At 60.4% G+C, this 25,414-nt stretch carries 31 protein-coding genes and 1 tRNA gene; 8 read left to right on the forward strand and 24 right to left on the reverse strand.

Annotated features, from left to right (window positions below; all coding sequences use genetic code 11):
* Positions 1-176: 176 nt before the first annotated feature.
* Entirely contained in the window at positions 177-371 is a 195-nt protein-coding gene (locus CO655_RS12690) for a hypothetical protein (RefSeq protein WP_097578720.1), read from the reverse strand.
* Between the two features lie 121 nt (positions 372-492).
* On the opposite strand from CO655_RS12690, the gene CO655_RS12695 reads away from it, so the two are divergent.
* The 3 genes from CO655_RS12695 (at position 493) to CO655_RS12705 (ending at position 2,461) form a co-directional block, all read left to right on the forward strand.
* Entirely contained in the window at positions 493-1,218 is a 726-nt protein-coding gene (locus CO655_RS12695) for a LuxR family transcriptional regulator (protein ID WP_097605073.1), read from the forward strand.
* A 389-nt stretch (positions 1,219-1,607) separates the two neighbouring features.
* Positions 1,608-2,273: an acyl-homoserine-lactone synthase gene (locus CO655_RS12700; RefSeq protein ID WP_097664884.1), complete on the forward strand. Its 666-nt coding sequence runs from the start codon at positions 1,608-1,610 to the stop codon at positions 2,271-2,273.
* The gene (locus tag CO655_RS12705) at positions 2,270-2,461 is read left to right on the forward strand and encodes a hypothetical protein (RefSeq protein WP_064684267.1); all 192 of its coding nucleotides are present in this window, start codon (positions 2,270-2,272) and stop codon (positions 2,459-2,461) included. Before CO655_RS12700 ends, CO655_RS12705 begins: the two co-directional genes overlap by 4 nt.
* 95 nt (positions 2,462-2,556) lie before the next feature.
* On the opposite strand, the gene CO655_RS12710 is transcribed toward CO655_RS12705, so the two are convergent.
* The gene (locus CO655_RS12710) at positions 2,557-2,925 is read right to left on the reverse strand and encodes a response regulator (protein ID WP_064684469.1); all 369 of its coding nucleotides are present in this window, start codon (positions 2,923-2,925) and stop codon (positions 2,557-2,559) included.
* A gap of 220 nt (positions 2,926-3,145) precedes the next feature.
* On the opposite strand from CO655_RS12710, the gene CO655_RS12715 reads away from it, so the two are divergent.
* Positions 3,146-3,221 (forward strand) — tRNA-Ile (locus CO655_RS12715).
* 1,411 nt (positions 3,222-4,632) lie between these two features.
* On the opposite strand, the gene CO655_RS12725 is transcribed toward CO655_RS12715, so the two are convergent.
* Entirely contained in the window at positions 4,633-5,067 is a 435-nt protein-coding gene (locus CO655_RS12725; RefSeq protein ID WP_141514307.1) for a hypothetical protein, read from the reverse strand.
* A gap of 1,046 nt (positions 5,068-6,113) precedes the next feature.
* Here CO655_RS12725 and CO655_RS12735 point away from each other — a divergent pair.
* Entirely contained in the window at positions 6,114-7,061 is a 948-nt protein-coding gene (locus CO655_RS12735; RefSeq protein WP_097664888.1) for a hypothetical protein, read from the forward strand.
* Between the two features lie 186 nt (positions 7,062-7,247).
* Here the strand turns inward: CO655_RS12735 and CO655_RS33830 are convergent, their stop codons facing one another.
* From CO655_RS33830 to CO655_RS12755, 4 genes are all read right to left on the reverse strand, one after another.
* Entirely contained in the window at positions 7,248-7,508 is a 261-nt protein-coding gene (locus CO655_RS33830; protein WP_176539241.1) for a hypothetical protein, read from the reverse strand.
* Positions 7,509-7,561: 53 nt separating this feature from the next.
* On the reverse strand, positions 7,562-8,965 hold the full coding sequence (locus CO655_RS12745; protein ID WP_097664890.1) for a hypothetical protein: 1,404 nt from the start codon (positions 8,963-8,965) through the stop codon (positions 7,562-7,564).
* A gap of 127 nt (positions 8,966-9,092) precedes the next feature.
* Positions 9,093-10,298: a trypsin-like peptidase domain-containing protein gene (locus tag CO655_RS12750; RefSeq protein ID WP_097664891.1), complete on the reverse strand. Its 1,206-nt coding sequence runs from the start codon at positions 10,296-10,298 to the stop codon at positions 9,093-9,095.
* Positions 10,299-10,398: 100 nt separating this feature from the next.
* Positions 10,399-10,593: a hypothetical protein gene (locus tag CO655_RS12755; RefSeq protein WP_010028672.1), complete on the reverse strand. Its 195-nt coding sequence runs from the start codon at positions 10,591-10,593 to the stop codon at positions 10,399-10,401.
* 226 nt (positions 10,594-10,819) lie between these two features.
* Between CO655_RS12755 and CO655_RS33835 the strand changes: the two genes are divergently transcribed.
* On the forward strand, positions 10,820-10,966 hold the full coding sequence (locus tag CO655_RS33835; RefSeq protein ID WP_004677729.1) for a hypothetical protein: 147 nt from the start codon (positions 10,820-10,822) through the stop codon (positions 10,964-10,966).
* Positions 10,967-11,121: 155 nt separating this feature from the next.
* Here CO655_RS33835 and CO655_RS12760 read toward each other — a convergent pair whose 3' ends face one another.
* A complete protein-coding gene (locus tag CO655_RS12760) occupies positions 11,122-11,673 on the reverse strand; it encodes a hypothetical protein (RefSeq protein ID WP_097664892.1) in 552 nt (183 codons plus the stop codon).
* 537 nt (positions 11,674-12,210) lie between these two features.
* On the opposite strand from CO655_RS12760, the gene CO655_RS12765 reads away from it, so the two are divergent.
* On the forward strand, positions 12,211-12,948 hold the full coding sequence (locus CO655_RS12765) for an SIMPL domain-containing protein (protein WP_097664893.1): 738 nt from the start codon (positions 12,211-12,213) through the stop codon (positions 12,946-12,948).
* A 300-nt stretch (positions 12,949-13,248) separates the two neighbouring features.
* Here CO655_RS12765 and CO655_RS12770 read toward each other — a convergent pair whose 3' ends face one another.
* From CO655_RS12770 to CO655_RS12790, 5 genes are all read right to left on the reverse strand, one after another.
* On the reverse strand, positions 13,249-13,590 hold the full coding sequence (locus CO655_RS12770; RefSeq protein ID WP_097664916.1) for a hypothetical protein: 342 nt from the start codon (positions 13,588-13,590) through the stop codon (positions 13,249-13,251).
* 229 nt (positions 13,591-13,819) lie between these two features.
* Positions 13,820-14,125, reverse strand: a complete 306-nt coding sequence (locus CO655_RS12775; RefSeq protein ID WP_038690266.1) for a hypothetical protein — start codon at positions 14,123-14,125, stop codon at positions 13,820-13,822.
* A gap of 180 nt (positions 14,126-14,305) precedes the next feature.
* Positions 14,306-14,728, reverse strand: coding sequence for a secondary thiamine-phosphate synthase enzyme YjbQ (locus CO655_RS12780; protein WP_097664894.1), 423 nt, complete (start codon positions 14,726-14,728; stop codon positions 14,306-14,308).
* A 92-nt stretch (positions 14,729-14,820) separates the two neighbouring features.
* The gene (locus CO655_RS12785) at positions 14,821-15,174 is read right to left on the reverse strand and encodes a DUF1428 family protein (protein WP_097604751.1); all 354 of its coding nucleotides are present in this window, start codon (positions 15,172-15,174) and stop codon (positions 14,821-14,823) included.
* 199 nt (positions 15,175-15,373) lie between these two features.
* Positions 15,374-16,045 carry a DUF922 domain-containing protein gene (locus tag CO655_RS12790; RefSeq protein ID WP_097664895.1) on the reverse strand — a complete coding sequence of 224 codons (672 nt, stop codon included), beginning with the start codon at positions 16,043-16,045 and terminating at the stop codon, positions 15,374-15,376.
* A 53-nt stretch (positions 16,046-16,098) separates the two neighbouring features.
* Here CO655_RS12790 and CO655_RS12795 point away from each other — a divergent pair, with 53 nt between their 5' ends.
* Positions 16,099-16,344 carry a hypothetical protein gene (locus tag CO655_RS12795; protein WP_097604746.1) on the forward strand — a complete coding sequence of 82 codons (246 nt, stop codon included), beginning with the start codon at positions 16,099-16,101 and terminating at the stop codon, positions 16,342-16,344.
* 19 nt (positions 16,345-16,363) lie between these two features.
* On the opposite strand, the gene CO655_RS12800 is transcribed toward CO655_RS12795, so the two are convergent.
* From CO655_RS12800 to CO655_RS12840, 11 genes are all read right to left on the reverse strand, one after another.
* Positions 16,364-16,762, reverse strand: a complete 399-nt coding sequence (locus CO655_RS12800; RefSeq protein WP_010026790.1) for a DUF427 domain-containing protein — start codon at positions 16,760-16,762, stop codon at positions 16,364-16,366.
* Positions 16,763-16,855: 93 nt separating this feature from the next.
* A complete protein-coding gene (locus tag CO655_RS12805) occupies positions 16,856-17,548 on the reverse strand; it encodes a phenylalanine--tRNA ligase beta subunit-related protein (RefSeq protein WP_097604744.1) in 693 nt (230 codons plus the stop codon).
* A gap of 3 nt (positions 17,549-17,551) precedes the next feature.
* Positions 17,552-18,451, reverse strand: coding sequence for a DMT family transporter (locus CO655_RS12810; protein WP_097664896.1), 900 nt, complete (start codon positions 18,449-18,451; stop codon positions 17,552-17,554).
* 400 nt (positions 18,452-18,851) lie between these two features.
* Complete coding sequence (locus tag CO655_RS12815) at positions 18,852-19,652, reverse strand: AraC family transcriptional regulator (protein WP_097605072.1); 801 nt, start codon at positions 19,650-19,652, stop codon at positions 18,852-18,854.
* A gap of 87 nt (positions 19,653-19,739) precedes the next feature.
* Entirely contained in the window at positions 19,740-20,525 is a 786-nt protein-coding gene (locus tag CO655_RS12820; RefSeq protein WP_097664897.1) for an APH(3')-II family aminoglycoside O-phosphotransferase, read from the reverse strand.
* Positions 20,522-20,683, reverse strand: coding sequence for a hypothetical protein (locus CO655_RS33840; RefSeq protein WP_176539242.1), 162 nt, complete (start codon positions 20,681-20,683; stop codon positions 20,522-20,524). The genes CO655_RS12820 and CO655_RS33840 overlap by 4 nt, the downstream gene beginning before the upstream one ends.
* Positions 20,684-20,784: 101 nt before the next feature.
* Entirely contained in the window at positions 20,785-21,882 is a 1,098-nt protein-coding gene (locus tag CO655_RS12825) for a DUF930 domain-containing protein (RefSeq protein ID WP_097664898.1), read from the reverse strand.
* A 115-nt stretch (positions 21,883-21,997) separates the two neighbouring features.
* Positions 21,998-22,291: a GYD domain-containing protein gene (locus CO655_RS12830; RefSeq protein ID WP_010033023.1), complete on the reverse strand. Its 294-nt coding sequence runs from the start codon at positions 22,289-22,291 to the stop codon at positions 21,998-22,000.
* A 231-nt stretch (positions 22,292-22,522) separates the two neighbouring features.
* Positions 22,523-24,580: an RNA polymerase sigma factor RpoD gene (gene rpoD, locus CO655_RS12835; RefSeq protein WP_097664899.1), complete on the reverse strand. Its 2,058-nt coding sequence runs from the start codon at positions 24,578-24,580 to the stop codon at positions 22,523-22,525.
* An 89-nt stretch (positions 24,581-24,669) separates the two neighbouring features.
* A complete protein-coding gene (locus tag CO655_RS33370; protein WP_141507380.1) occupies positions 24,670-24,876 on the reverse strand; it encodes a hypothetical protein in 207 nt (68 codons plus the stop codon).
* 177 nt (positions 24,877-25,053) lie between these two features.
* Positions 25,054-25,407, reverse strand: coding sequence for a GFA family protein (locus CO655_RS12840; protein WP_097664900.1), 354 nt, complete (start codon positions 25,405-25,407; stop codon positions 25,054-25,056).
* Positions 25,408-25,414: the final 7 nt, after the last annotated feature.

Below are 25,414 nucleotides of genomic sequence, written 5' to 3' on the forward strand. Positions count from 1 at the left end.
CTCCCCGCCGGCGACATTGCCGCTCGACACCCTCTTTGCAAAATCGGAAACGGGTAGGAATGAAAACCGACTCATGGGCGGAGCGCGGGTTTCATCTCGCCGGGGGGCCGGTTTCGATGCCAGGCGATGCTGTTCATATCGGGGAAAGACTGAAATCGTCCGCCGGGGCAAACCTGTCAGAACGCCTTGTGTTCCTGGCAAAGCGCCCGATGAACTTCGGTCCAGAACAGCGCCAGCGGACTGTCGCCATTGCGTTCGGCAACGAGGGCGCGGATCAAGGCTTCGGAACCTGCCATGTCCTGCCAGCTGGATTTCAGGCCTTTGGCGGCCTGTTGGCATTCGGCAATCTCGAATGGTCTCGTGCTGTCCATATGAGGCCTCCCTATGAAGGCGCTAGCAGGTGGTGCCCGGATTGTCACTCCCGCATATGTGGGGATGCCTTGTATTTTAGACGGTCCTCACGGTAGGATTGAAGCAATTGGGACGATGGAAATGATCGAGAATACTTACAGCGACAAGTTCGAACCCGCTTTCGAACAGATCAAGGCTGCGCCCAATGTGGATGCCGCCATCCGTATTCTCCAGGCGGAATACGGCCTCGATTTCGTCACCTACCATCTCGCCCAAACCATTGCGAGCAAGATCGATTCCCCCTTCGTGCGCACAACCTATCCGGATGCCTGGGTCTCCCGCTACCTCCTGAACAGCTATGTGAAGGTCGATCCGATCGTCAAGCAGGGCTTCGAACGCCAGCTGCCCTTCGACTGGAGCGAAGTCGAGCCGACGCCGGAGGCCTATGCGATGCTGGTCGACGCCCAGAAGCACGGCATCGGCGGCAACGGCTACTCCATTCCCGTCGCCGACAAGGCGCAGCGCCGCGCGCTGCTGTCAATGAACGCCCGCATTCCGGCCGAGGAATGGGCCGAACTCGTGCGCCGCTACCGCAACGAATGGATCGAGATCGCCCATCTGATCCACCGCAAAGCCGTCTATGAACTGCATGGCGAGAACGACCCGGTGCCGACATTGTCGCCGCGCGAGATCGAATGCCTGCACTGGACCGCGCTCGGCAAGGATTACAAGGATATCTCGGTAATATTGGGCATTTCGGAGCACACCACCCGCGACTACCTGAAGACCGCCCGCTTCAAGCTCGGCTGTGCCACGATTTCGGCGGCCGCCTCGCGGGCGGTGCAGCTGCGCATCATCAATCCCTAAAGCGCGTCGCATCAAATTTGATTCATGGGACGCGCTTTAGCCCTTTGTTTTGATGCATGTCGTTATCCCGGAAACCGCTGCACACTTCCGGGCGACATGCATGAGCCCTTTGTTTTGATGCATGTCGTTGTCCCGGAACCGCTGCACACTTCCGGGCGACATGCATGAGCGCATTTCCGCTTTCCTCGATCCACGACCCTGTTTTCGCAAGCCAGATTCAAGGTGCTGAAGCGTTGCCGCGCTTCTGCGCCTGCTTGCGCAGGGTCTAACCCCAATCCTCATACTTTTGGGCTAATCCCCCCATCTGGGGGGGCCCATCTGAGGGAATTTCCGATGCGGCCCGCCTGAACCATTCTGCTCTCCACGAACTGCAAACGCTGGAGGGCAAAATGTTCGTTATCATTCAGGCACATGAGTATCAGAAATACGCTGCCGTACTCGACCAGATGTTCCGCCTGCGCAAGAAGGTCTTCGCCGACACGCTCGGCTGGGACGTTCCCGTCATCGGTCCTTACGAACGCGACAGCTATGATGCGCTCGCCCCGGCCTATCTCGTCTGGTGCAACGACAGCCGCACGCGCCTTTACGGCGGCATGCGCCTGATGCCGACGACCGGCCCGACCCTGCTCTACGACGTCTTCCGCGAGACGTTTCCCGCGGCGGCCGATCTCATTGCCCCCGGCATCTGGGAGGGCACGCGCATGTGCATCGATGAAGAGGCGATCGCCAAGGATTTCCCGAATATCGATGCCGGCCGCGCCTTTTCGATGATGCTGCTCGCGCTGTGCGAATGCGCGCTCGACCACGGCATCCATACGATGATTTCCAACTACGAACCCTATCTCAAGCGCGTCTACAAGCGCGCAGGCGCCGAAGTGGAAGAACTCGGCCGCGCAGACGGCTACGGCAAGTATCCCGTCTGCTGCGGCGCCTTCGAAGTGTCGGATCGCGTGCTGCGCAGGATGCGCGCCGCCCTCGGCCTGACCCTACCCCTTTATGTCAGACATGTTCCGACCCGCTCGGTCGTGACGCAATTCCTGGAGATGGCAGCATGAACCGCCTCGCTGAAACCGCAATGCAGAAAGATATCAGCGCTTTGGAGCGCCACGTGCTCGCATCCCGTGACATCGCCACGCAGATAGGGGATCCCTTCCTCTCCTATCTGCTCTCGATGGCGCTGTTTACGATCTACGAGAAGAAGGCCCATCACGAGAACGAGGCGCTGAAGAGCAGCTTCAGCTGAGGGTGCGGTTCCCTCCGCCCCGCCTGAAGAGGAGCATGGCTCCCGGCGCCTCGCGCGCAGCCGCAAAACCTGTCCCCGTTTTGCGGTTGCGCGAATCACGTCATCAAGGAATCGATCGTCGTGATCAGCGTATCGTGCATATAGGGTTTCGGCAGGAAGGCTGCGTTGGCGGGCAGCGCCATGGGATCGAGCCGCACCATGCCCGAGGTGATGATGATGCCGATATTCGGCCGCATCGCCCTCACCCGCTTGGCAAGCTGGATGCCGTCCATCGAACCGGCCATGTTGACGTCGGTGAACAGGATATCGACATCCTGCCGGCCCTTCAGCACCACCATCGCCTCATCGGCATTCGCCGCCTCCAGCGCCACGTGTCCGACATCCTCCAGCACATCGAGGATATTGAACCGGATCAGCGGCTCATCCTCCACGATGAGCACCACGGCACTGTTCGAAGCCACCATCTGCAAACGCCCTTTTCATGCGGAATCTGATTCGAATAAGTGTACCCCGCGCGGCAAGGTTCCAATGCTTTTGCCCGTGAAATATGCATCATCCACAGATGTTGCCCTGCCCGCTTGTAGCTCCCTGCAATTTGGGCTAGAGCGAACCGATGCTGCGGGAACCATTGCCCCGGCATCACGGTGCCGATCTTCGGCACCACGGCGCCGGCCACCGGCGTCAGGGCCTGTAGCTCAATGGTTAGAGCCGGCGGCTCATAACCGCTTGGTTGGGGGTTCGAGTCCCTCCGGGCCCACCATTCTAGTTTGCCTGTAGCCGGACGCCAAATCCAACCCGCATCAACCTCATATCTGCACCTCCTCGAAAATTAGGTGAAACAAATTCCGCGGCGACGCTGGAACAATCTCCTACCCGATCGAGCTCTACGGCGGGATCGGGAGGAATCGGCGCAGGACTACCTGTCGCGAGTGGAGGCTTGCCAGGTAATGGGAATTGGAACCTGAGCTGCCGCTAGACATTATGTGCTTGCAGCCTGACTCGTTCCATTTTGAAGGAGATTTCACATGAATAACATAATCTGGCTCGTCGGCGCCGTAGTCATCGTGCTCGCTATCCTGAGCTTCTTCGGCTTCCGTTGAGTAAGAAGTGCGGCGGCTCCACCGCACCATCCGTCAACGCAGGAGCACGCCGCTACGCCGGCGCAGCGTGATATATGGGAGAATTAGCAATGACTTAAATGTCTGCTGTCGTACCCACTGTGGGATCGAGGCTGTCCCGTCGAACTCGCGATACCCTCAGATAGTGTCGCCCGGCTCATCGCCGGCCGAGCGTCCGTCGCAACCAATTTGTGCGCCTTGAAAGGTGCGGGTTGAACCCCCTTGTATGGGTGACGAACTGCAGCAAACATCCCTCGCCTATTCGGCCGCCTACTGCCTCCATCACGAAGACGCAGATCTCACCGACAACCGGTAGACCAGTTAGAGCGAGCTGATCCCGCTCGAGCAATGTTCGAAACATGCTGACTGCCCTCATCTAGTTCGTCATCAACGATATTTTTTTCGTCAATATGATTGCACTGATGCGCGTTGTTTTTATTGCGAAACCTGCCTTAGGGGCGCATTTCGACCGGCCGATTACCTGAGGTTCCGCACGAAGCTCAGGCGCGAAAGTTGGCATAACGTTTGGATTGCCCTGCAAAAATTACCCGCATCGCCTCCATTCGAGCGAGTGGCTCGATCCTTGGCGAACAGGATGGAACATCGATGTCTTCAATTTGCGGGGACAATCGATGGCAACGCTGAGCCTACCCTCCTGGGCAGGACCGTCACTTTCGCGCATCAGTCGTTTAACAGGTGCAGTTTGGTAGTCCTCTCGGCCTCAATCCGCTTCGGCGATGCGATTGTCGCGAGGGCGTCCTGAGCCTTGAACGTTTCGGATTCGAGATAATCTCCGTTCGTCCAAGCCTCCCAATCGCTGAACTGGACAATGACGACATGCTCACGGGGGTAGACGCGGACGAACGGACCGTCCCGGCCGATTGCCGTGTAATCTGAATGTCCTTTTCGCAACCACCAAAAATAGCGATATTCCAGAGGGCAATCACGATTCTGAGAAACACTCTCCGCGGGGATGCTATCGTCCTCTGCCGACTTTTGCGTCGCGAGTTCGAACCAAGCCTTTGGGATGAGTTGCTCGCCTCCCGGAAGAAACTACTGCGTGCCCTTTTTTTCGAGATAGCCGGCAATTAGCGTCTCGGCCATGATATTGGACCGATTGACCCGATCGACCAGTTCACCCATGTAGTAACTGGCCTTGCGCGGTGTGCAATCGGCCACTGTTGGCGGTGTGCGGTGATCGGCGGCAACGCGCTGCTCGAGATTAGCCCTGTCATCCGCGGACATGAAGTCCGGCAACAGCTTGACCGCCTCAAGATCGAGCCGATAACAACCACCATGGCATACGTCAGCATAGCTCACGTGCCGGTTTGCCTCGGCAATGGCGTTGACCTTGTAGCTGGCAATGTCCCGCTTGATCTGCTCGAGATCGCCACTTCTCAGAATGCCCGTAACAAGGCCCAGATTGCCTTCCTCGAGTTCGGTGAAAGTCAGGGCCGGCAGATCGCTGTCCGGCCAGAGCGCCGACACGATCGGGCGCGTTGACAGCAGCCTAGTCGAGACCAAGATTTGAACCACGCACACCACAATGGCAATGACCGCCAGGATCGGCCGTAGCCGTGTGCCCCCCGCAAAGGACGGATGGACTGCATAGCCAACACAATGCCGAGCACCGCCAAGATCAGCCCCAGAAGATTGAAGCTCTCTTCGCGCACACGCGCGCCGTTGACGTCGACCGTATTGGTCGACCCGACAAACAACACGAAGGGCAGTAGCCCCAACACAATTGCAATCAGTGGCAGCGCGAGGCGATTGAACATTGATGCTCCTAGAGTTGAAATGCGTATCATCGATCAGTCCCCGTCAGATCGAACACACTCTCTGATTGATTTCCTGACTCTATACACAATCGGCCAAAATTCAATCGGTGGTGGAGTTTCAATTTGGTTACGCAAATGTCAGCTAGCGGCCGCATGGTCTTCCACGTTATGGCTGCGCGCGGATCGTAGTCAGCGAACCGACGACTTCAAAATCTCGCTCGCCGAGCCTTCTTCGCCAACAAATGCCGCTCAAAATCTGAGAGATGAACCCGTCGATACGGCACGATCACCCGGCGTCGATATCCACGTAAGGGCGTGTTGCCTCGATGGTGTTCGATGAAGCTTCCACGCGATACCGGCGTTGCGACAACATCTCCGATCCGGAAATGAAGCCTCCAGAGGATTGGCACGTTCTGAAGCCGGGAAGGCCGAGGCGCTCATTACCGAAGTCCAGGTAGACTGGGCAGCGGCTACCATGCCAGCGTTCAATTATCGCCGAGCCATCGACGGGCAAGACCAAAGCAAGGTGGTCGGTGTTGGCGGCAGGCGCGAGCCTAAGCGCTTCCCGAAATGTCGGCAGGTCCCTTTTCAGCCGGGTGGCGCTCGCCACCCAGACCATGCGACCGTAGAACCTCTCACGAGATGCCCTCCTCCCGGAGCGTGATCGCGGAACGCTGGAATTCCATTGACCTTACGCAGCGATGTTGAGTTGAATGCCAGTATAAGAGCTTACTCGCTTAACCAGAGGGGAAACCGATGCCTCTCCTTGGCATGAACGCGGACACACAAGGCGTATCCGTCATCATCGATGGAGTCAGACGCGCACGTTTTTTGTATCCGATTCCCGCTAAGCCGTGCAGCTTGTCACCGGCTTCAGATATTAGCGATCGCTTCGAAGAGTCGAAAGCTCTCGTCGATGAGGCGATATTCAGTTTACAACGTTTTGAGGAGAGCTTGGCCGCCTTCAATGAGAAGACTGATCCGCCTTTTGAATTTCGCAAAGAGTTCGACGCGAACGATAACTGCTTGACTTACCGGTTGGTGACGAAAGAGCCTTTTCCCAAACAACTTGAAGCAATTGCCAAATCCGTCGTGCACAATCTCCGTGCGGCACTTGATCTCATGGTCGCGGCGCTCGTTCGTGGCGGTGGCAAAGTGGTTTCAAAGCAAGCGGGTTTTCCCATATCGAAATCACAAGCGGCTTTCGAAAGGGATCTGGGAGCGAAGTTGGAAAACGTGCCGGATCCTGTCGTCAAGTTTATTCGCCGACTGAAGCCATACGATGGTGGAAACCAAGCGCTTTGGGCTCTCGCTCAACTTGACAATCTGGGGAAACATAATCAGCTCCCCCCTGCAGCAGTCGCTGGCGTTTCTGTGGCTGTACGAACCGCAATGCCGGGTGTCTTTGTGGCGCCGGATGGTTCAATCTGCTATCTGGGCGGCCCGCCCGGATTAACTCCTTTCGGGCATGAACGCGGATTCTTAATCCCAGAAGGCACTTCACCAATTCGCATCGAAAATGATGATGTTGAACTCTACAGGATGGATGCGTCAATCCGCGAATTTGTTACTGACGTCACCGTAAACGCATTCGTGACGATCGGCCCTTTCTCGCTCACCCGAAACGAACCTGTATTCGAGATTTTTACGTATCTCATTCATCTGGTTCAGCGCATCCTCAACTCCGTCGAGCGCTGCACTTAAAGCTCGCGGTCAGTCAGAGATGATGCCGCCGGAAGCGCGGAATAAATCAATTACGCTCCACTTGAGCCTTCTTTATCGATATTTTTCGGGAGAGCTTTGCCATCGCATCGCGGGCCAATTTCTACTGTTCGGCTTCGCGGCTGTATAATTCGGCGTGCTCGATATCGTCGTGACCGAGCGTTTCCATCAGTTGGCGTTCGTCGAGCCGCTTTCGGCAGGTTTGCCGAGCGTCTTACGAAGGCCGTGCAAGGTGCAACCGGCCGGCACGCTTGGCATCTTTGTCCAATGCGCCTTCATGCCAGTCAGAGATTTTTCGCTGTACGGGTTGCCATAGGCGTTGATCAGCACAAACTCTTTCGAACGATCGAGCGGAGCAAGGATCTCCAGCAGCATCGGAGTGTTCGGCAGAACCAGCTCCTTGTCGCCCTCCTTCGTCTGAAGGGTCACCTGGCGCCAGGGAACTCCAGCTACTCTTCTTCCCGTTCGGAGAGACGTTTAATCTACGAAGCGGCAAGAGCTGACCGTACGCCTGCATCCACGTTTCGCGCCATCTGCTTAAATAACGACGCCAAACGCTGGAGATATGCCTCGTTAATATCGCTATTCAGCACTCCCTCCTTCGTTTTGCCATTGCGATGCACGCAGTCATGTCGCTTGGCAACGGCAGCGTTCAAGAACGATACATCATCAGGAGCAGTCGGAAGCATCTCAAGACTGATCGCGTGATCGTAGTATTTCGCTACTTTCTTGAAATCGTGAAACGACTCCTCCTTGATCCTTTCAACCACCTGCTCCAACAGGATGTTTGAAGCCTTTGCAACATCCCTAAGAGTCCACTTTTGCTCATTGAATGAGTCCATTCGTGTGCACAGCCGACGTCGCGCGCGTTCTCCCGGCTCCCCCAGATGACTGACAACATTAAGAAGCCGGTCACGGAGAAACGCCTCTAGAATTGAGAACATTTGAACCAGGAGCATACGATCGGCATCAGCCTGGTGTTTATAATCGCCGCCTAACTGCGCGCGGACCAAAAACACCATTTCCATTGCTGAATCGAAGACCGCGAACGGATCAGGAGGCAGATCAAGTTCTTCAACATACTCGCTCGCTCTTTCACCAGGGCTTCGCCGGTATCGCTCAGCGATAAATCGCACCGACTTTTCGAGGAGCCCTGCCGCAAATACATACGTGTATGTTTCCGGAGGTTGGCGCCCGAGCAACTCAAGCGCTGGCTGAATTCCCACGTGAGCCGTCAGCGACCCAGCATCGCGCCCAAGCAATTCGGCGCGAGAGCGGATGCTCGATGAGCGCCAAACCCATCCAAGCAGCTTGATTTCGGCGTCATGGTCACGCTCCCGCCCGCCAGGCGCTTTTCCATTCTCGGTAAAATTTCGGAGCAGAAACAACAACTCGGTGTCGTTAGTGCCAGAGAGGAGTGTGTCAGCAAGATTCTGAACAACAGCAATGGCGCTCGCTAGGCTCGCGTCGTCCAAGGCAGGGCGCGCGCCCAACAGTCCTCGCTCAAGCTGTGTCGCCTGAGGACGAACGCCGCGAATGAACCTGCACGTTTCGATAATTAACTCGGCAGCCTCAGCTACCGAGTAAATCTTCCGCGGCTTCTCTCCCAGCAAGGACGCATTCATTTCTAAAAAGCCGGCTCTGAAACGCTGCTCAAGTTCGTCAGAATGCATACTGGCAACTGTCTCTGATAGCATCCGTTCAACATCTGCTATGGCGGCATCGTCTTCTTGGCCGATCTCGTCAGTTGGCTTTCGAGCAATCTTGCGAAAAAGCTCCAGTGCATCATCAAAGTAATTTGGACAAAAGGCGACAAGCTCGCCAAAACCCATACCCGCACGGGCTAGCCAGTCACCCAGCCCCTGTGTACCAAAGTCTTCACGCAATTACTTTCTCCCTGGACGCCGCACCCCTACTCGCCAAAGTAGGTGCTTCTAAACATACGCAAGTTGCCGCTTGTCGAAAAAATAGCCGAGATGCTTCGCTGCGTCCGCGATGAACCGCCTTCATTATTTACTTAATCCCTAACTCCACACCTTTAGTCGCCTTGGGCCGACCGACCATGTCCTTGAGCCAGCATTCGGATTTTCTTGGAACATAGGAGAATGCCCTGCAAGCGTTGTCGCTGATACACGCGGTGAAACACTGCAAATAGTTGCTGCCTCGTAGGCGCTTGTAGTCACCGCCAGGAAGATCAATGCCAGAATAACTGGTGAAATCAGATACGATCACATCGGCCGCCTTTGACGATGCATAGGCGGCCACCGCATCCGAATTCCGTATCAGGGCGACGACATTATCCTTCAGAAAGCAAACGCCGTGCTTGGTGTTGTAGGTAATCGCCTTACACTGGCTATCGCCTTCACAAATCTCGTGGCACCCCGAATAAGTGACATCCTTGACGGCGCGGTAGTCGAAGCCGATCGCGTCGTAGCCGCGAGCATCGATGAATGAAGTCGTTGGCTGTGCGGGCAGATTGGTCGCCGCGCCTGGCATGCTGGCTGACAGCTGTTCCTCTTTTTCGCCGTAGCAGAGAATTTGGAACACGGAAGGGGTGATTTTATCCGCTAGGTCGGCTGTCGACAGCGGCTGCTGGTCTACCGCCCTGTCGCCGGATTGCCCAGCGATGCCCTGAGACTGCAGGAAGAGATCAGCAACCGAGGCGCGGATTGCGAAGTTCACGTTCTGTGCCGTGATGCCGATTTCGTCCGCAATGCCTTTCGATAACGTAGCGCTAGTGATGCCCATAAGAAAGCCATCGCGGTCAACGACCGGGCCACCGGAATTACCAGGCTGGATGGGTGTCGAAATCTGGATGTACCGGGTGTCGTTCCGCAGCCCCGCGAGCGCATTGACGTTACCTGTGGTGACTTTGACTGAATCCGAAAGCAACGTCGCCAGCGGGAAGCCTATGGCGAGGATGTCCTCGCCGAGCCGCGTTGGCGCGTGCCGGAAGACGAGCGGCTTGAACGGCTCCCCAGGGTTGACCTTGACCAACGCCAGATCGTTGGCGGCGTCGATGCGGGGATCGATGGCGTCGCCCCTGCCCTTTACCTCAATCCGCTGGCATCTCTGAACAACGTGTGCGTTGGTCAGCAACCAGCCGTCCGTCGTTACTGCAAAACCGGTTCCCGATGACCTAGGGCCGTCGGCAAGACATGTGGAAGCAAGGACAGCGGTAAAGAAAGCGCTCAAAGTTCCGCGACACGCGGTTGCCATCAGTATATCCCCAGTTGTCTGGAGACTAGACCTTCGAGCGGGCGCCTTTCAACCGGTTCTTGTAGTCAAGCTTAATGCCAACTGTCGATCGACACGGGTTTTAATAGCTGCAAGAACGCCCATCGCTCGGCCTGAACCCGTCCGTGCAAGCCGGATTGAGCGGGCGACTTTCCTGATAGTAACCGCCGTTGATCGACGACGTCTGATCAGGGTCAGGGGACGAAGTGCAGGCCGAAGTGATCGTGGCAAGGCTGATCAGCGTTCCGGTCGCGACAAGTGCGAAAAAGCGGTTCATCTGAGCTTCTCCTTCGGAGGGCTTGGGTTTAGCCCAAGCGCCCAGTCTACCACGCCACGTCGGCAGCCGCCGAGGATTTATGGTGCGGAGTAGCCCCGACGGGCTCTTCTAACGCCAATGTGATCATCCACTGTCACATAACTGTCATGCAAAATTGCCCATTGCGACGGCAGCTTGGGCAAAATATATGCTGCCGGCTAACAAAAAAAAGAATGAGTGAAATGCCATGAGTGCCATACAGAAACTTTTCAACCGCAATCTCCTGTCCCGTTTCGTGACCGGTCTCGGTGCGGTTCCCCAGCGTTTTCGCGAAGCCCGCGAAGAGCGCAAGCCTGCCATCCATCCCTCTTTCATGGATGATTTCGGCGCCTGAAGCGGGGCGCGGTCTTTCAGATCGCTTGCACCCTTGCCTCTTTGATTTTTTGCATGTCTTGCGCAAACCGCGCAACGCTTCTGCCGACATGCTCCAGCCCCAAATTGTTCGCCGGCGGATAAGGGATACGACCTTATCCCGGCCGGCGCGCATGCTCAGTTGACCGCGGGCGCTGCCGGTTCACCCCAGCTCGATATCGGTTGACCGCCCTTGGTCGCCACGCGCATATCGTAGAGCGCGAGCGAAGCCTGCAGCTGCCGCATGTCGTTGCAGCGATTGATGATGCCGCCGATATATTGCACGCAGTCGCTGGCGCTGCCCTGTACCGAGCCCGTCGCCCAATCCTTGACGATGCCGTCGGCGCCGACCAGGAAATAGGAAAGCCGGTTGTTCTCAGACACGGTGGAGCTGCCGACCAGGCCGGCGAAATTCGTGCCGGTCTCGGTTTTGGCGGCAGGCGCCATATGCCGGTAGAGCGTCATGCCGTTCGTCAATGGCGTCGCGCCGATCATCGGGCCGTAGGTGGCGTCGGAGCCGGAAAGCCGCGCCATCGGCGACTGGCCGAGATTGGCAATGTCAGTATAGGGTTTGCCCAGCGCATAGCTGGTGAAGGAGCGGTTGGCGGCGTTCTCCGCCTTTTCCGCCACCTGAGAGCAGCCCGCCACGCCGATGGCGAGGCCGATTGATAGAATTGTGATGAAGCGCATGTTTCCCCCTTGCCGGGCACAGCGTGTCCGGAAGCCCCTGTTTCTTACCCCGCCGTATTTGCTATCAGGTTTGGGGGATTTGGGAAGGTGGCGGGGTGGAAGACGCAGGAATGGAGAGGCTCTGCCGTGGCCGCCGCCTTTGCCCTGCCGCCACGCAGCCAAAAAACGCACCGCCGTTACCGGCGTCTGGTGGGAGCGTCACCTCGAACTCCCTCATTCCTGTGCCTGTCACAGGAACCCAGCCACCGCGCGTCTGCGCGGTGAATAATCATCAACGTTGAAACAGAGTCTCTCGCGCCCAAGGACTTGGGCGCACTGGATTCCTGTGACAAGCACAGGAATGAGGGAGAGTGACGTGAACGTCTCCCAACCAATCTTCCCGACATGGGGATATCCGGCAGGCTAGAGGGGATTACACGGCAACGCCTCTCCGCATATTTTTCTCTCCGCGCACCCACGCCCTTCCCTTCCGCCGCAATAGCTTCACAATCAACCGACAGAACGTTCATCCGGGAAACGACAACTAGGGAATGAAACATGGCGCCGAACCTGTCCAAGACTGTTCTGATGACTGCCCTTCTGGCCTTGCCGCTGGCGGCCGCTGCGCCTGTATCGGCGCAGGAGGCGAAGCCGCGCGAAGCGGTGATTTCGGTGACGGGAGATGGCGAATCGTCCATGGCGCCCGACATGGCCGTCGTCACGCTTTCCGTCGTCAAGCAGGCGAAGACCGCCCGCGAAGCGCTCGATGAGAACAACAAGGCGATGAAAGACGTGCTCGGCGCGCTGAAGAGCGGCGGCATCGCCGAGCGCGATCTGCAGACCTCCGGCTTTTCCATCCAGCCGCAATACAACTATCCGCAGCCGGTCGACGGCCAGCAGCAGCAGCCGCAGCTGATCGGCTACCAGACCATCAATTCCATCACCGTCAGGCTGCGCGATCTCGCCAAGCTCGGCCAGGTGATCGACCAGTCCGTCACGCTCGGCATCAATCAGGGCGGCGAGATCCAGTTCACCAACGACAAGCCGGATGCTGCCGTCGAAGAGGCGCGCAAGAACGCCGTCGCCGAGGCGGTCAAGAAGGCGAAGACGCTGAGCGAAGCGGCCGGCGTCAAGCTCGGCCGTGTCATCGAGATCAACGAGAATGAGCCGCGCCCGCTGCCGCAGCCGGCCTATCGCGCCACGATGATGAAGGAAGCCGACGCGGCCGTTCCCGTCCAGGGCGGCGAGACCACCTACCATGTCAGCGTCACAGTGACCTTTGCGATCGAGCATTGAAATGAAGGCGTCTCGCGTCTGCCCCTCATCCGCCTGCCGGCACCTTCTCCCCGTTCTGACGGGGAGAAGGGGATATGCCGCGACCTCTCCGTCCCCCGCGAACCTCCAGCATGGCACGTCCCCTCGCCCCGTTTACGGGGAGAGGGTTAGGGTGAGGGGCAGCCTTTGGGTCCAAACCCGAGGAAAGAGCGCAGCTGCCATCAAACAAGCTCACAAAAAGAAAACCGCCCTTGCCGATCGGGGAGACTGGCAAAGGCGGTTCTGGCCCGCATCGGAGACGAGGCGGTATTCTGCCTAATATCAGCGGCGGCGCAGCGGCGGGCAGCCGCGGACGTTGCCGAAGCTCATTTCGTCGGGGCCGCGGCGGGTCCAGCCCTGGACGATGACGCGGCGCGGGGTGATGTCGACGACGCGGGCGCGGCGCAGGCCGTAATCGCGGGCGAGATCTTCGGCGAGCCTGGGATCACAGCCGCGCGGCCGGCGATCGAAGCTCGGAGGCGGACGGCGGTAATCGCGCGGCGGCTCACGCTCCGGATCGCCGATAATGATACTGAACTGCGCAGCGGCCGGGGCCGCGGTGCTGGCAAGGGTGCCTGTTATCAGCATGGCGGCAAGACCCGCCTTTGCCAGAAACTGCATCATCGAAAAACCTTTCGTTTTAAAGTCGGTGCGGCCAAGCCGCCGTCCCCCCATCACGCCTGAGGCATCTCCGGGAATCACTTATACAGATCAGAGAAGAGACGGCTGAAAGTGTCGCCGTCAAGGCAAAATGGCCGGCAAGCCTCGTATCAGCGCTTGCCGGCCGGGTTCGCAACGCGCCGCGTGTCTTTTTGAAACACAAAGGACGCTGCAGCCCGTTCGGACCGGTTCGTCAGCGGCGGATCAGCGGGCAGCCGCGGACATTGGCGAAGACCATCCTGTCCCAGCCGCGGCGGTCACGCCCGGCAACGACGACGACGCGCGGCGACATGCGGGTGATATGGGCTCTGCGCAGGCCGAAGTCCCGCGCCTTGCGCACCGCATGCATCGGCGAGCAGCCGCGGATCGGGCGATGATATTGCGCCTCGACGATGAAACTCGTCTGCGGCCCGGCGGCAGCGGCCGTGGAGATCGTCGCCGGAATGGATGAAAGGGCAAGCACTGCGGCAAGGCAAGCCTTGGTGAGGAAATGCGTCATCAGCTGTCTCCGTCGATTGGTCTTTGTTTTTTCAACCTCTCCCTGAGGGGATTGTCTCGACAGTAAACGCTGCAAGCTGAATGGCGTTCGAACCGGCCATTCAGTTTGCATTCACAAGAAGATGAGCGGTTTTCGCCCGATGGGAGTCGAGCGACCATTTGCGTCCGGCGCCGCTTTCTCTCAGGAGCCGAGATGCAGCACGATCTCGCGCCGGTGCGGGCGGTCGCGGTGTTCGAAGAGGTAGATGCCCTGCCAGGTGCCGAGCATCAGCCGGCCGCGCGCGACGGGAATGCCGAGCGACACCTGCGTCAGCGCCGCCTTGATATGGGCCGGCATATCGTCCGGCCCTTCGGCCCTGTGTACGACCCAGCCCATCGACGGAACGGAAGCCGGCGGCACGAGGCGGCGGAAGAAGGAAAGAAGGTCGCTGCGCACATCCGGATCGGCATTTTCCTGGATCAGCAGCGAGCAGGAGGTGTGGCGCACGAAGACGGTGAGAAGCCCCTCCTCCCGCCCGGAGGCGCCGACGAAGGCTTCGGCCTGGTCGGTGAATTCGTAAAGGCCCTGGCCGCGGGTGGCCAAGGTGAGGATCGTCTGGGGCACGGGCGCTCTCCGTCTCGCAATGATTTCTCCCGCGAGTTGGCGCGCCATGACGGCCAAGTCAATGGCCGGCTCGGCAGGTGACAGCGCCGGTGTCAGAGCTTCAGCAGCGTCTCGAAACCGCCATAGATCATCCGCTTGCCGTCGAACGGCATCTGCCATTGATCGCCCTTGAGCCGCGGATCGGCCATCACCTTGGCATTGATATCGTCGCGCTCCTGCCGGGACCGATAGGTGATCCAGGAGAAAACCACCACCTCGTCCTCCTTGGCCTGCACGGCGCGGGGAAAGGAGGTCAGCTCGCCATAGGGCACGTCGTCGCCGATGCATTCGACATATTCGAGCGCGCCATATTCCTTCCACAGCGAGCCGGCGAAGGTCGAGAATTTCTTGTAGGCCTCGATATTCTCCCTCGGCACCGCCACGACGAAACCATCGACATAGGACATTGCATGTCTCCTCGATCCATCCTCGTTAAAGCGCGTCGCATCAAATTTTGATTCATGCGACGCGCTTTAACTCTTTGTTTTGATGCATGTCGTTGTCCCGGAACCGCTGCACACTTCCGGGCGACATGCATTAGCGGGAGAGATAGGAGCTCACGAGGTCTGGTCCAGGGGTGGAGCGGCAGGCAGGCTTCTCAGGCAGTCACGGCCCGTTCACCAGCTTGAGGATCAGCTGCTGGATATTGCCGCCATCGCCCATTTCGACCTTGTCGAAGTCACGGCCGCGCTGGCGCTGCCGTGCGGAGATCTCGCCGAGGCGCCGCGTCAGTTCGACCCTGATCTTCTTGCATTCGGGATCGTCGGCAGCGGTCAGGCCGATGCTCGTCGCCTCGATTTCCCTGACCATCTCCTTGATGGTCTCACCATGCACCCGCTCATGCGCCGCAACACCCGATATGAAACCGTCCCAGCTGGTTTTGACGGCCGCCGGCAGCGCGGCCGAGGGCTTGGGCAGCGTATAGGTGATGATGAGCTTCGGCTTGTTGGTCGTGATCACGCAGGCGCTGCCCTGCGGTTCGTATTTCCGCGTCCAGGTGAGCTTGAACGTCGTATGCGCGATCACCCGGCCGGTGACCCCGGCCTTCGGCCCGTGCTCGCCGATCGATTCGTAGAGCGCAGCACCCGACGTGCCCGAGATCGCATAGGGCCGCACCTCTTCCACCGCCTGCCATCCCTCGGCCAGTGCTGCCGCCGGCAGCGAGGCGAAAACCGCCGCCAACATGCAAGATATGAATTTTGCCCTCACGCGCATCCCCGAACAATGTTTTGGCGCGACCCTAACGGGAGCGATCGAAGCTTTCAACGCGTCATTCATCGGGGAACAATTGTCTTCACCGGTGATTTCTCCTCTGACGCGCAGGAAAGAACATGGCTCGCTACTATTTCGATCTGCACAATGGGGAAGGTCCAACGCGCGACGAGCACGGCACCGAGCTGAAATCGCGTGAAGACATTCCAAAAGAGGTGACCCGCATCCTGCTGGATGTGGCCCGCGACGAACTGCCCGCGGGTGATCGCTTGACGATCGCCGTCACCGTCCGCGACGAAAGCGGCGAACCGGTCACGGTCGCCAGCCTCGTCTTCAGCAATGAATGGCTCGACGTCCTGCGATAACGGCTGGCGTCGGCCCGCCTCAGAAGGTACCGGCTTCCGGCGAGGCCATTTCCTCGATGCTGTCGACGCGGTCGGGATAGAAGGCGAGATGGCCCTTGATGTTGCTGACGGCGGCATTCGGCGCCTCATAGGTCCAGACGGCATTCTCGGCGCGTTCGCCGCCCGGAATGATGCTGTAATAGGCGGCGTCACCCTTATAGGGGCAATGGGTGCGGTGATCGGTGCGCTGCAGCAGCGACATGTCGACATCCTTGCGCGGAATATATTGCACCGGCGGATAGGAGGCTTCGCGCAGCGTCAGCGCGTCGCGGCTGTCGGCGATCGTCCTGCCGCCGAGCGTGACAACGACGCGGCAGGGATTGTGCTCGACGGTGATCGGATGGTCCGGCCCGGGGATCTTGATCGATTTATCTGACATGCGGTTGTCTCCAGAAGCGATCGATCCCGGGAAGATAGGGCGGGCAGGCCGCCGGCCCAAGGTGTGAACGCTCCGTCCCGGGCGCGATCCGCTTCAGAATTCGAAACGCGGCGATGCTGCGCTGAGCAGCGCCGCTTTCGGCGCCGCCGGCCAGGCCTTCGCCAGCTGATCCGCGAGCGTTGCCACCAGCCTGCCGATATCCGCCTCGGCCGAGGCATGCAGCGCCTCGGCAACGATCAGCGCCGACCGCGTCGTCTGCCGCACCGCCGATAGCCCGCTCTGCCGGTTCGTCCAGCGCCGCGCATGCGCGCTTCCCCCGCCATCGGCGAAGATCACCTCGTTCGGTTCGGGATGTTCGATGTCGCCGCCGAAGGTCAGATAGGTCTCGTCACCCGTCGCCGGCCGGACCTCGAGATCGCCGGCGATCTTTTCGACATCGAAGACGGCAATGGGAATGGCGAAGGCGAGCGAGACCGCATTGCAGAGGTCGACGAGCGGATGCAGGCGCGGCAGCGCGTGCTCCTGGCGGAAGCGGCGCAGCAGCGCTTCGGAGGCCGAGCGATATTGCGTCGGCTTCAGCCCCATGCGGGAAAAGCCGCGCCGCCAGGCCTGGATCTCCGGAAATTCGCTTTCCTGGGCGCCGTCAAGCCGGGCCTCGGCAATCGCCCCGAAGCTTGTTATCGCCGCCTCGACATCCACATCGGCATCGATGCCGGTGGCATGGAGCGCGCCGGCGCGGAGCGCGGGAAAGGCCTGCCACAGGGCGGCGGAATGGTTGAAACGCATGGGCTATCTCCCCTCGGTCGGTTGGGTTGCGGTGCGATTGCCAGCCAGGCCGAGCCCGAGCACCGCCGCAAGCACGCAGGCAATACCGGCAAGCTGGCTGAAGCCGACCGGCTCGCCGAGAGTGGCGAAGGCGAGCAGGACGGCGGACACCGGCGCGAGCGCGGTAAAAAGCGAGGCTTCCGTGCCGCTCACCCTTTCGGCCCCCGCATACCAGAGCAGGAAGCCGGCGACGGTCGGCACCAGCGCATAATAGCCGACGGCCGCCGCAGCGCTTGCGGAAAAGCCCTGGGCCGAAGGCGCTTCGAAGACGGCCGGAATGACGGCGACGGCAAAGCCGATGCCGGTCATCAGCGTCGATTGGGCAAGCGGCGGAATATCGGCGGTCAGCCGCTTGTTCAGCAGGATGAACAGCCCCTCGCAGACGACCGCCAGCAGGATCAGCGCATTGCCGGCGAGCGACCCGCCGGCCGCATCCGGCGTGAAGGCGATCGAAGACACCCCGGCGGTCGCCAGCGCCACGGCGAGAAGCAGGGCGGGCTGCGGCCGCTCGCCGAGCAGCAGGATGGAAATTGCCGCCGAAACCACCGGCAGCGTGCCGATGATGACGCCGGCATCGGCCGCCGAGGTCAGGCTGAGGCCGGAGATCAGCAGCGTCGTATAGCCGACGCTGCCGGCCCCGGCCTGGATGAGGAGGATCAGGCGGTCACGGCGGGAGAGCTTCGGCAGGCGCACGCCGGTTGCCCGCATCAGCACGAGAAAGACGGGGAAGGCGAGCGCGAAGCGCGCGGCGGTGGCGGTAAACGGCGGCAGGCCGGCGGCGATGAGTTTGCTCGCAATGACCGTGCTTCCGACCGTCAGCATGGCCAGCGTCAGATAAATGTAACCTTGAACCTGTCTCGACATTCCGCATCTCCGATTGGATGCGCCGAGGAAACAGCAGGGGCCGGTTGCGGTCTTGAACGAAATTGCAGGGCGGAGACGGCGCCTCGGCCAGCCCCGTCCTTCGAGGCCCCTTGCGGGGCACCTCAGGATGAGGCTGGAGAGCGGTCGCAGCCCGCGGCACCCACGATCAGCCCTCATCCTGAGGTGCTCGAGCAGTCTTGAAGGCAACCGCGGCCTTCCAGAGAGCCTCATCCTGAGGTGCCCCGCAGGGGCCTCGAAGGACGAGGCGGGTGCTCCGACGTTCGATGAATGCAAGAAGCGGCGTTGAGCGGCCCTTCGAGGCTTCGCCCTCACGGGCTACGCGCCTCAGGATGAGGGGCGTTGGAGGGTGCCGCGCCCTTAACCGTGGACGGCAGGAGGATCACAGAAAAGCGCCGGCATAGAGCCGCGGCGACAGGCCGTATTTGCGCACGAAGACGCGCGTCATGTGGCTCTGGTCGGCAAAGCCGCTGGCAAAGGCCGCCTCCGCAAGCGGCGTGCCCTGAGCGATCAGCCGGCGGGCGCGATGGATGCGGGCCTGGAGGAGATAGGCATGCGGCGTCAGCCCCGTCGCCTTGGCAAAGCCGCGCAGCACCTGGAAGCGGCTGAGGCCGCTTTCGGTGGCGAGATCGGCAAGCGAGACGGCGGCAAGAGGATCGTCGTCGATCAGATCCCGCGCCGCGCGGATGGAGGCCGGCACCGGCGGCCGCTCCTGGCGATCGCCCCGTTCCCGCATGACATCGGCGACGAGCTGCAGCAGCAGCTGCTCTGAGAGCAGCCCGTCGGCTGCGCTGGCGGTGACCGCGCCAAACAACATCTCGAAGCGGGCGGCGATCGCGCCATTGCGGATGACCGGATGGGGGATTTCCTGCCGCCCTGCCCCGCCGCCGATCTCCCGCGACAGGCCGGCGACGATCTCGGGATCGAAATAGAGGATGCGCCACGATCTGCCTGCGCCGATCGGCGCGCCGTCATGCACCTCGTTCGGATTGACGGTGATGATGTCGCCGGCCGCAGCCTCGACCATGCCGCGCCCGCTCAGCGACTTCTGCGCCCCCGACGAGACGAGGCCGATGCCGAACTGCTCATGCGTGTGCCGGCTGAAGCTGTGATGCGTTGCCGCTTCCACCGCTTCGACGCCGGCCAGCGCCGAGCGCAGCATCCTGAACTGATTTTTCGCCATCATCCGTCCGCAGATCCGATGCCGGCCATCTTGCCAGCCGGATGGAGCGGGCGCAACGCTTGGCAAGCGCCGCGCGTCTTTCAAGCGTCAGAAGAACTCGTCGAGCAGCTGGTAATAATCGAGGCGCGCCGGATCCGGCGCCGTCAGCCCGTAACGATCGAGGAAGGGCTGCACCAGCGCCGCGCCGAAATTATAGGCGATGCTGCGGCAGGCGAGCGCAATATCCTGATAGCGGTCGGCGACGCCGAGACGGCTGCAATCGATATAGCCGGAGAATTGGCCGCCGGAGGCGACGAAATTGGGCAGGCAGGCATCGCCATGGGTGACGACGAGGTCCTCACGGTCCGGCCGCCGGCCTTCGAGTTCGGCAAACAATGTTTCGGCGCTCTTTCCGAGCCGCGTCTCGTCGAAATCGGTCTCGTCGACGATCCCGGCCTGCATGCGCGCCCTTGCGGTCGGCAGGCGCTTTTCCAGACGATGATCGAACGGGCAGGAGGCGATCGGCAGGTGATGGAGATCGGCAAGTGCGGCCGCCAGCAGTTCGACACGCGCAAGCGGCGTCAGCGCCGATGCGCTGGCGAGATCGGTTCCCGGCAGGGCGCCGATCAGCAGCCAGTCGCGCTCGCCGTCGCTTTCCCGGGCGATGACGTCGGGACACGGCAGGCCGGCGGCCTTGAGCCAGCCGAGCCGGGCGGCTTCATCGGCAAGCTCGCCGAACGGCCCCGCCGCCTCGACCTTCAGATAGAGGGCCGGCAGGCCCTCGCCTTCCAGCCGGAAGACGCTTGCCGCGGAACGGCCGAGCGCATCGCGCTCGAACCGGTAGCCGGAGAGCCGCTCGCCAAGCGCTGCCGGCAATGTGTTGGAAAATGTCAATGCAGCGTTTCGGCGGGTGCGGCTTCGATGAGGATCTCGAAGGCCTCTTCGAGCGCCGCCACCAGAATATCGGTCAGCTCGTCGCCCTTGTTTTCCAGGAACAGCGCGCTGACGGCTTCGTCCTGACGCTCCAGAAAACGCTCGATCTCGTTCGACATATCATTGTCCCTTCTTCGCCGTACCATCACGGCCATAGGGAGAGGCTAGATGCGGTTGCTTGCGTGTGGCTGGTTGCGGGCGGGAAAGATCACGGCGCGCTTTAGTCATCAATATCATACTTCGAATACTGGCTGCGGGGGATCGGCCCACCGACCTGGTGGGCAAAGGACATCACTTTGGTAGCTCCCTCGTCCACCTCGCAGCGGAAACGAACTTGGAACCAGCCCTTGGCTGTGCCAAAGGCTGCATCCTTCACATCGAGAATGGTACCGGCGCGCAACCCGAAACTCGGCAATGCGAGCGGAAAATAGGCCGGCGAACCGTGAACAAGCTGGCCCTGAAGCTCAGTGGTGCAGAGCGTGGCCACTCGCTGTTTGCGTGAAAGCCCATCCATCGCGGTTTGCGCAAACAAGTTGCCGTCTGCGGCCCGTGAAAACAGCGTTTTTGCCTCGAGCAGATCCTTGGTGTCGGGCAGCGTTTTCGGCTTCTCAGCGCTCTTCTGCTCAGGCGGCTTGGCCTGTTCGAAGGTGGTATTGGCTTCGCCGGACGCTTCTGTCGGCGGTCCGTTGCGCTCCGGAGAAACGTCCATGACAGCCACTTCCGGAAGCTTCACATCATCCGGTACGGGTTTTGATGGGGGCGTCTCAGCTTTCGGCTGTTCCGCAACCGCCTTCGCCGGCACCTGCTCTGATGCTCGATCGCGCTGCGGCACAGTTGTCGCCGGTTTTCTTTCACCCTCGGAAGAATTTCCCGCCAGGAATTTTTCAGGGCCGCTATTTTTGTCCCCGAACTCGGTGACAGGGTTGAGCGTCGGCATCGGCCTCGGTTTAGCTTGCTCGGAAGCCTTCTTTGCCGGCGGCGGAGGAGGAGGCGGTGGAGGTGGCGGTTGCTTCTTCGCCTGTTCCGGCGGCTTCGGCTCCGGCGGTTTTTCCTCGGGCTTTTTCTCTTCCGGCTTCTTCTCCTCCGGCGGCGGAACGAGCTCCACCTTCACGCTCTCGTCTTCAGGAGGCTTCGGCTCGATCTTCGGCAGCCCGAAAATGAGCAGGGCGATGAGCGGCACATGCAGAAGCACGGACGCGCCGACACCCCAGCCGATTTCAGGCCGCTGTTTTGCCGCTTCATGCGCTTCTGCCGGTTCGACGTCTTCTTCTGTCACAGCAGCGATGTGGCCTTTAAAGCCGGCGGCATCAAGCCACAAAAGCAAAAAACCGCGTGATCGCCGCCGCAACGATTGGCCGGCAGGCCGTCATCATTCAGCGCCCCGCGGTCTCCGGAGAGCCGTGCCTTGATATCAGAACTGGTTTGAGCGGTCGTCAGCCGAGCGAGCCGATGAGATCCCGATAGGCAGCCTCCGGGAACGCCTTCAGCGTTTCGGTGCGGACATTGCCCGCCATGGCGAGCGACAGCGTAAAATGCGCCATCACCGCGTCGTCGGGCGCCTCGCAGACGGCGACCATGTCGTGTCCGCCCATCGTCAGATAGAACTGGTTGATGGAACCGCCGACGCCGGCGAGCAGTTTCTTCGCCGCGTCCAGCCGTTTTGTCGAGTCGCGAACAGTACGGATGCCTTGGTCAGTCCAATCGATCAAAAGAATGTAAGTGGTCATGTCGCACCTCCCGACGGAGGATCGCTCACGCAGGCATACGATCTCGCGTGTGTCGCGATCGATCCTTTCCCCGTGGCCGGATTATAGCCCTGTCACCAGACAGGGACAAGAAAGCCGCCGGGATCATTGGTGTTAATCACAAAAGCAAAAGCCGGGCACGAGGCCCGGCTTTCCCAATCGGAATGACGTCGAAACCTCAGCTGTCGAGGAACGAGCGCAGCTTGCAGTTTCTTAGCTGTCCAGAAAGCTTCTCAGCTTTCTGGAGCGGCTCGGATGCTTGAGCTTGCGCAGCGCCTTCGCTTCGATCTGGCGGATGCGTTCGCGGGTGACCGAGAACTGCTGGCCGACTTCTTCGAGCGTGTGGTCGGTGTTCATGCCGATGCCGAAGCGCATGCGCAGCACGCGTTCTTCGCGCGGCGTCAGCGAGGCGAGAACGCGGGTGGTCGTTTCGCGCAGGTTCGCCTGGATTGCCGCGTCGATCGGCAGCAGCGCATTCTTGTCCTCGATGAAATCGCCGAGATGCGAATCCTCTTCGTCACCGACCGGGGTTTCGAGCGAGATCGGCTCCTTGGCGATCTTGAGGACCTTGCGGACCTTTTCGAGCGGCATGGCGAGCTTTTCGGCCAGTTCTTCCGGCGTCGGCTCGCGGCCGATCTCGTGCAGCATCTGGCGCGAGGTGCGGACGATCTTGTTGATCGTCTCGATCATGTGCACCGGAATGCGGATCGTGCGGGCCTGGTCGGCGATCGACCGGGTGATCGCCTGGCGAATCCACCAGGTCGCATAGGTCGAGAACTTGTAGCCGCGGCGGTATTCGAACTTGTCGACCGCCTTCATCAGGCCGATATTGCCTTCCTGAATGAGGTCGAGGAACTGCAGGCCGCGGTTCGTGTATTTCTTGGCGATGGAGATGACGAGGCGAAGGTTCGCTTCGACCATTTCCTTCTTGGCGATGCGCGCTTCGCGCTCGCCCTTCTGCACCATGTGGACGATGCGGCGGAATTCCGAAATCGAAATGCCGGTCTCGGTCGCCAGATTCTGGATCTCCTGGCGGATGTCGCGGATCGTCGTGTTTTCGCCCTTGGCGAATTCCTTCCAGCCGCGGGCGGCCAGATTGCCGATCGACTTCATCCAGTTCGGATCGAGCTCGGCGCCCTGATACTGTTCCAGGAAGCTGTCGCGCTTGACGCCGTAGGATTCGGCCAGACGCAGCAGGCGGCCTTCGTTGGAGACGAGGCGCTTGTTGATGTCGTAGAGCTGCTCGACCAGGGCGTCGATGCGGTTCTGGTTGAGCGACAGCGACTTGACGGCCTTGATGAGCTCATCCTTGAGCTCCTTGTAGCGGCGCTCCTGGGCGGTCGACAGCGTGCCGGATGCCGACAGGCGCTGCTCGACCTGCTGGTCCTGCAGCTTGCGCAGCTTCTTATAGGTCTCGGCGATCGTATCGAGCGTCTCCATCACCTGCGGGCGAAGCTCGGCTTCCATCGCCGCCAGCGAGAGGTTGGATTCGTCCTCGTCCTCTTCCTCCTCTTCGGGAGGCAGGCCTTCGCCGCCGACATCGGTGATGTCGTCGTCGCCGGAACGGGCGCGGCGGGTCTTTTCCTTCTCCTCGGCGGCCTTGCGGTCGGCCTCGATCTTCTCGGGGCTCTGGAACTGCGGCGCCGCCTTGGCCTCAGGGCCGGAATAGGTGGTTTCGAGATCGATGATCTCGCGCAACAGCGTCGTGCCTTCGTTGAGTTCGTCGCGCCAGATGATCAGCGCCTGGAAGGTCAGCGGGCTCTCGCAGAGGCCCGCGATCATCGTCTCGCGGCCGGCCTCGATGCGCTTGGCGATGGCGATTTCGCCCTCGCGGGAGAGAAGCTCCACCGAGCCCATCTCGCGCAGATACATGCGCACCGGATCGTCGGTGCGGTCGGTCGGCTCTTTCTTCTTGGCGGTCGCAAGCGCTGTGCCGCCGGAAGGCGCGAGTTCGCCGCCTTCGCTGTCCTCGTCGCCGCCGGCATCATCGTCATCGCCGCCGCCGGAAGCGCCGGCTTCCTCGGCTTCTTCGTCCTCGATGACGTTGATGCCCATGTCCGAAAGCATCGACATCGTGTCTTCGATCTGCTCGGACGTCACTTCCTCGGACGGCAGAACGGCGTTCAGCTCATCCATCGTCACATAGCCGCGCTTCTTGGCGGCCTTGATCATCTTCTTGACCGCGTCGTCGGAAAGATCGAGAAGAGGGCCGTCGCTTGCGCCGTCGCGTTCGACTTCCGCGTCTTCGTTCTCTTTGACCTTGGTTGCCATTTATATCGTCGCCTTCCTGACGCTATCCAATCTCGCTACGGTGAATGGGCCGCCTCAGGGCTGGACGCGTCGCGCGCGCCGCCCTAGAATCACCTTTGCCCACCTAACGGGATGACATTTAAAGCCTGATTAACCACGATCGCCGGCACCGGACAGCAAAGCTTTTTTGCTTTTGGATTTCCGGCCATGGTTGCGCGATCCGCCTTGACCCAGTTCACCGTTTCAACAAGTCGAACGGTGATTCCCACATTTTTTGTTCTCGTCAAGCTTTTCCAGAAAAAAAGCTCACGAATCATCGGAAAAAGCCTTATCCACAGGCTTTGAACCGCGGCTGCGATTGCGAACCTTATTTAAGAAGCGTCGAACAAAAGACAAGGGCAGCATGGATTTTGCCCGCCGCAGCGGTTGTTTCGGCCGTTTTTGCAGTTTTGACGGCAGTCTATATTCCCCGGCTCCGGGCAGGCGCTCTGTCTCTAATGCGCGGCCCCGTCATAGGCCGTCACCTTCAGAGCGCCGAGATCGATCGCGGGAATGCAGCGCAGATTGATCGACGCCATGGCAGCGCCGTTCGGACCTACCGCCTCGCCGAAGGGCGCAATACCGCACGTGGCGCAGAAGTGATGGCGGATGACATGCCTGTTGAAAGTATAGGTCGAGATGTTCTCGTTGGGCGTCTTCAGCACCAGCTTCTCGCGCGGCACGAAGGCCAGAAGCCCGCCGCGCCGGCGGCAGAGCGAACAATTGCAGTCGAGCGCCTCGCTGAACTCGCCCTCGACCTCGACCTCGAAACCGATATTGCCGCAATGGCAGCTTCCTTCATAAATCATCTCGTCC

The organism is Rhizobium sp. M1, assembly GCF_002531805.1.
Taxonomy (GTDB): domain Bacteria; phylum Pseudomonadota; class Alphaproteobacteria; order Rhizobiales; family Rhizobiaceae; genus Rhizobium; species Rhizobium etli_C.